Raw genomic sequence first — 5743 nt, forward strand, 5'->3', positions numbered from 1 at the left:
GTAGTAAGTCCCTCTGGCAAAGAGAAAAACGGCCGGGATGCCATTCTTCACTACATAGTCGAAAGCGCGCTCGTTCAAGAGCAAGCAATCTACCGCACCTTCCTTGTCGCGTACCGACTGGATGCCAAGCAAATGTGGGCAACCGGATGCGCCAGCAAAGGCGATCCGCTCACGATTTTCTGTCGATAGCGCCTCAAGCGCGGGCAGCACGCTGAGCGCGTGGCTGTCGCCTATGACGAATGTCGAGACTGGCCCGGATTTGCCCCAGGTACACATCCACGTTTCTGCCGTGTGCGCTGAGGGAAGGTCGAAGCAGTCCTTAGCCTGCGGACTCATCGCGATGCTCTTATCGAAACGAGCCCAGTACTGAATCCAGGGACGCTGGCCCAAGCCTTCCGTTTGCAATGCAAGGAAGCCGCCCATGCCGGCCAGGATCAGCGGAGCAAGGAGAAAACCGGCGAGACGTGGTTGAGAAAGCCTTCTGGCCGAGCGGACTGGGCGCTCAATAAAGGCAAAAGTTAGCCAGGCAAGAACAAAGCTAGCTGCAACCGCCGCAACGCGCGTTGTCATAGATGCGCTGGCGCCACCAAGAATATGCGGAAATGCGAGGAGCGGCCAGTGCCAGAGGTAAAGCGGAAAGCTGATCCGGCCGATCCATACTAATAGTGGCTGTGAAAGCACCATTCGGTTGAGCCAGGCTACGGGCCCGGCCGCGATGAGTAAAAAGGCCGCGACAACCGGAGGAATAGCCCACCAACCTGGAAATCCATGGAGCTCCGAAGTAAAGAATATGCTCAGCGCAAGGGTTAACCCTCCAAGAGTTGATAGCATATCTGCGCTGACGATGCGTTGCCACCGTTGAATGCGACCAGCGTTCGATTTTGAGCTGGATTGCGCGAGAGCTGCTCCGGCAAGCAACTCCCAGAACCGGGCTGCAGGCGAATAAAACGCGGCCGCAGGATTAGATTCAAGCGTCATGACGCTGAGCACAAACGACCCAAGTCCGACTGCGGCCAGGAGTGCCACAACACCGCCCCGGCGCTTGTAAGCGGTCCAAAGTAACACGGGCCACAGCAAATAGAACTGTTCTTCCACGCCGAGCGACCAAAGGTGAAGGAGCGGCTTAGCCGATGACGAGGTGTCAAAGTAACCTGTCTCCCGCCAGAGCAGGAGGTTTGAGAAGAATCCCGCTCCTCCAAGGGTGTGCGCGCCTAGGTCTCGAAGGTCGGAGGGCAACAGCAGGGCTATGCCAACGGCAAATACGGCGATCAGGACGACCGTCAGCGCCGGCACAATTCGCAGCACTCGCCGTTGATAAAAACCAAGGATGCTGAATTGCCCCGTATGGAGGGAGGTGAGGATGATGCGGGAGATCAGGTATCCCGAGATGACAAAAAAAACGTCAACGCCTACAAAKCCTCCTTCAAGCCACGTCGGGAAGGCGTGAAAGCTGATGAMTGACAGGACTGCAATGGCGCGAAGCCCGTCAATGTCAGGTCTATAGTCGCTCAAAGAGCTTCCCTCACAAAATTTTTCTGCGTATGGGGCATCTTGCGGGTGGGGATTGCGTGGTCGTTATTCCAGCGCTCGACAAGAACACTAGTTGCTGGACTCGGCGCCGTCAGAGAATACCCGATCCGACGCAGCTCGGGGCCCGCATCGCCGCGTCCAAGGTGAGGCTGGCTGCATTGATAAGCAATAGATGTTGATCGGGCTGGCGGCAAGTGCGAACCAAGGCCATTTTCCCGCCGCCAGCCTGCACGCCGCCAGACAGGCATAATCCTTGATCCCTCCGCCGCGCGCGCCGGCGACTCCCCCTCACTTCGTGAGTCTTCAACATGCCGTGCAGCTCCCTGTCTGCGGTCCAGGACACAGCCACCTTTGCATGACTGATCACTACACCGCCCTCGGCCTGGACAGCGCAGCAACGCTGGCCGATGTCAAAAAAGCCTTTCGCCAGAAAGCCTCCTTCTGGCACCCGGACAAAAATGCCAACCCCGAGGCGCCTGAGCGTTTCAGGGCGGTGCAGCAGGCCTATGAGGTGCTGTCGGATGCGGACAAGCGCCAGGCCTATGACGACAACCGCCGTCGCAACCTGCTCGACAGCCCGATAGACACGGCGCGTGTGATCTGGGCCGATTATTTCAACCCACTGCTGTGACCCTCGCTGACCGAAAGAAGAACACCCCATGAAAAACCCGGCAGCATGAGTGTCTCCCCCTATTTCCTCGACCTGCGTTCGGCCTACCAGTCCGAGATGGACGACCTGCGATTCGACTCCGAGGGGCGTGACGTGCTGCACCAGCGCCTGGCCGGCAAACGCCAGGAGATGGCCTTTCTGGTCCAGATGATGGACACCAGCCCCGAGATGGTGGCGGTGGTGTTTCACCAGGGGTTTGATTTCACGGAAAAAAACGTGATGGAACACCTGCTCACCCACGATGTCGAGACCGACGGCTTTCCGGCCTGGGCCAGCCTGGCGGATGGCTTTGTGCTGGCGCCCTGGGCTCAGGACCTGGCGCACATCGTTCTGCAGGCGCCCGGCGGGGAGAAATTCCTGACGCTGACGGCGGGGCTGGAATACATGGCCGGTCTGCCGGTGGCCGCGTCCATCGTGAGCGCCGAAGCAGATGGTGACGGCGATGACGACGAAGACAGTGATGAGAACGGTGACGGCGCCCTGGTGATGTTTGAGGGCGATGACGATCGTGAGCAAAGCGCCGATGCCCGGGCACGCCACGAGGCAGGTTCCGACTGGCTGGTCCAGCAGGGCTTTGACGCCAAAGACTGACGCAAGCAAGCATGACCTGGAAGGTAAAACACTGATGACAACACATCTCGCCCTGATCGAAAAAACCCAAAGCCTGATTGCGGCCGGCGACATCGTCGGCGCCGAGGCTGCACTGGTCGGGCTGGCCGACGCCGAAGGTGATGCAGCGCTGATGGTGGTGCTGGAGCAGTTGCCGCCCAAGGACGTCCTGGCCGTCATTCGCGAGTACGACAACTCCAAGGAGTCGGTGGTCAGCCTGCTGGTCACGCCCGCGCAGTTTGCCCGTGCCGTGGTGATTGAAAAGCTCTACAAGGACCTGACCCGCACGCACCTGCGTGGCATGGTCAATGCGGTGATCTTCCGGGAGGACGCTGACCCGCTGGAATTTCTCACCGCGATTGGCGACCTGGACGGTGGCAGCGAAGCCCTCGCTGATTACTTTTCCGACCAGTGGAGCCGCGTCGAGGCCTTTGCGCGCAGCGGCAGCTTTGAGCTGGCCGACGAGTACGGCAAGATGCTGTCCCAGTCCGCGCTGCTGGCCTCGGCCTACGAAAGGCCACGTGTCCAGCTGGATGAGATCGCCGACCAGGACTGGATGCAGCTCGCCTGGCTGCTGCGTTACGAACTACCTGACCTGTTCATTGAAACGCTGATGGTGCTGCGCGCCAAGGGCAGTGCGCACAAGGCGGCTTCCGATGAGGAGAATGAAGAGAATGAGGACGATGTGCAGGACGACGACGGCAAGGTTGAGACCGGCGACACCGATCGCGGCAAGGCCACGCCGACGGCGCGTGAGTCCGACGAGGAATCGGCGATCTGAATTTGCAAACGCCCATGTCGTCGCCTTCCGTCATCTCGCTCTACGATACGCGCGCCTTTTTTGAAAAGGCACTGCAATACGGCGTGCAGCACGGCATCATCGATGCCGAAAAAATCGAAGCCATGCGGGTCGAAGGCCCCAAGGGCATGGTGCAGATTGCGCGTTATTTCGGCAATGAGTTCCTGCGCCCGGACCTTGAAAAAGCCCGTGACCGCATGGTGAACCTGATCAGCCTGTACCTCGAACATTCCTGCCAGGGGGACCTCCACCAAGCGGCTGAATCGCTGCGCGATTTCTCGCTGCTGTCGCGCTCCAAGGGTGGCTCGGACATGCTCAAAGCCCTGATCGCCATGCCGCAAAACAGCCACTTCGGCATGAATGAACGCGGCGGCTTCACCGACGGGCACATTCCGCTGCTGGCCAAATGGTCGCTGCGCAACCTGGCCGACTACCAGGCCGAACTTGCCAGGCGCAGCCATGTGGCGCAGGTTGTGGATTCGGCCATCTGGCTTGCCGGAGAGCTGGGCATGGACGCCGCCGAACTCGAAGACGCGGGCAAGGATGCCGAAGCGGTGATTCGCACCGCCTTGCTGGTGCTGGCGACGGGCCGCACCGAGATGCCCGACTGGGTCGCGTTCGAGAAGATGATTGCCGCCTTGCGCAAAAAACACGAGGCTGATCCGGCGGCGCTACCGCTCGCCGTTCCGAAAAAGCTGCCTGCCCACCTGCGGGATGTGGTGGAGGCAGTGCGTCAGTCCGTGATGGCCGACGCGCCAAAAATACTCGACGCGACCTTGCCGCCGCGCCAGCTGTTTGACCGCAGCCCGGCCTTCATGGGCCGGTATTTCTGGGTTGAAGACGGCCTGAACGAGGTCGATCACCATGACCGTCAGGCATCCGCTGTGTGGAGCAAGGTGACCGGCGGCAATGCGGACGATGGTTCGCTGTTGACCCTGTTCCTGTGCGTGGCCGCCGGCTCCGCGCCCAAGACCCTGCTGACCGAGAAAAGCGCCGCGACCCTGCTGCGCAAGATCCGCAAATCCGGGTTCAAGCCCGCGCTGGCCCACGAGTACATCGTGGACCACGCGCCGGTGCAGCACCAGGACGCCTACGCTAGCTTGTGGGATGACTTTGTAGAAGAGGCGCAGGCCACGCTGCAAAGCGATGCCGCTCATGCGCTACACGACGCGCTGGCCTTACTGCGGCGGGAATGCCACGTGCAATAGGCGGTTTGTGCCTGGGGTGGTGGGAGCGCGGGTTTTGCCTTATGGCTCCTTCCGCCTGAAGAAGAAGGCGATGGCAGTGCCAATCAGTCCAAAGAAAAGGGTGCTTGCCGCGGCGGCAATGTACTCGGCCGGGCGCCCGGAGCTTAGCAAGTGCACACCGAGTCCAAGAACCGAGATTGCCAGGTACAGCGCGCCGGCCCGGGCGATGGGGTTGTGATAGCGACTTGAATAGAACGCAAAGAACAGTATCGTGAGAACAGGAATTAACATGATGGGCGATGTGACCATTCCCTCTGCCGCCGCTCTGAGACCGCTGCGTAACAGCATGTTCGCCAAAATGGATGTGACCACGCCCAACAGCACCGCAGATAGCAAGTAGCCGAGCGACCATTTAAGCAGCACGACGAAATCTGAATCAGCACGCTTCTCGGTGTTCGGGGCATCTGGTTCAACGAAGATGCCGCAGCCACAGGCGGAACACGCCAGAAGTGCATCTGGGGCAGGCGACTGACATTCGGCGCAAATTTTCATCTTGAGGCGTGGCGTTGAAGATGGCCGGCGGCCAGACTCGGCCGCAGAGCGACACTGTTAGTCATCACGTTCAAAGCTTGGGATCCGGAAACGGCAACCTATCTTGCGAGCTGCTCGGTTGGGCCACCCATTTATTACCACGACGGTAAAAATCTGCCTGGGTTTCAGAACTTCCAGCCCCAATTTTTAGTGACACCGTGCAGGCGATTTGACCTGAGTACTTGGCATCAACAGCCGGGATGCAGGTGCCGAGCTTGAGTTCAGCGGTTTTGTACTCTTGCATCTCCATCATCAGAAGGAATGCTTGCGTCGCCTCTTTTGTGTCGGGTAATACGAGCGCAGTGGCATTGGCAGTGGTAGCGGCGGGTGTGGTGGCGGGCACTCTGGGCGGGATGA

Annotated in this window: 7 protein-coding genes; 4 read left to right on the forward strand and 3 right to left on the reverse strand. The window is 59.9% G+C overall.

The features are described 5' to 3' along the window. Positions 1-1512: acyltransferase family protein (locus tag AC1D1X_RS13850; RefSeq protein WP_477698472.1), on the reverse strand; the 1512-nt coding region annotated here is incomplete at its 3' end. 373 nt (positions 1513-1885) lie between these two features. Here AC1D1X_RS13850 and AC1D1X_RS13855 point away from each other — a divergent pair. From AC1D1X_RS13855 to AC1D1X_RS13870, 4 genes are read left to right on the forward strand one after another with little or no spacing between them, the layout of a single operon-like run. After that, positions 1886-2161 carry a DnaJ domain-containing protein gene (locus AC1D1X_RS13855; RefSeq protein WP_477669727.1) on the forward strand — a complete coding sequence of 92 codons (276 nt, stop codon included), beginning with the start codon at positions 1886-1888 and terminating at the stop codon, positions 2159-2161. A gap of 45 nt (positions 2162-2206) precedes the next feature. Continuing rightward, on the forward strand, positions 2207-2791 hold the full coding sequence (locus tag AC1D1X_RS13860; RefSeq protein WP_477669726.1) for a hypothetical protein: 585 nt from the start codon (positions 2207-2209) through the stop codon (positions 2789-2791). A gap of 34 nt (positions 2792-2825) precedes the next feature. Then, the gene (locus AC1D1X_RS13865; RefSeq protein ID WP_477669725.1) at positions 2826-3590 is read left to right on the forward strand and encodes a hypothetical protein; all 765 of its coding nucleotides are present in this window, start codon (positions 2826-2828) and stop codon (positions 3588-3590) included. A gap of 14 nt (positions 3591-3604) precedes the next feature. After that, complete coding sequence (locus tag AC1D1X_RS13870; RefSeq protein ID WP_477669724.1) at positions 3605-4816, forward strand: hypothetical protein; 1212 nt, start codon at positions 3605-3607, stop codon at positions 4814-4816. Between the two features lie 39 nt (positions 4817-4855). Here AC1D1X_RS13870 and AC1D1X_RS13875 read toward each other — a convergent pair whose 3' ends face one another. Together AC1D1X_RS13875 and AC1D1X_RS13880 are read right to left on the reverse strand one after the other, a co-directional pair. Next, the gene (locus tag AC1D1X_RS13875) at positions 4856-5347 is read right to left on the reverse strand and encodes a hypothetical protein (RefSeq protein ID WP_477669723.1); all 492 of its coding nucleotides are present in this window, start codon (positions 5345-5347) and stop codon (positions 4856-4858) included. A gap of 70 nt (positions 5348-5417) precedes the next feature. Beyond that, the coding region (locus AC1D1X_RS13880) for a hypothetical protein (protein ID WP_477698473.1) at positions 5418-5743 on the reverse strand (326 nt) is incomplete at its 5' end.

The organism is Polaromonas sp. P1_G4 (assembly GCF_056405475.1).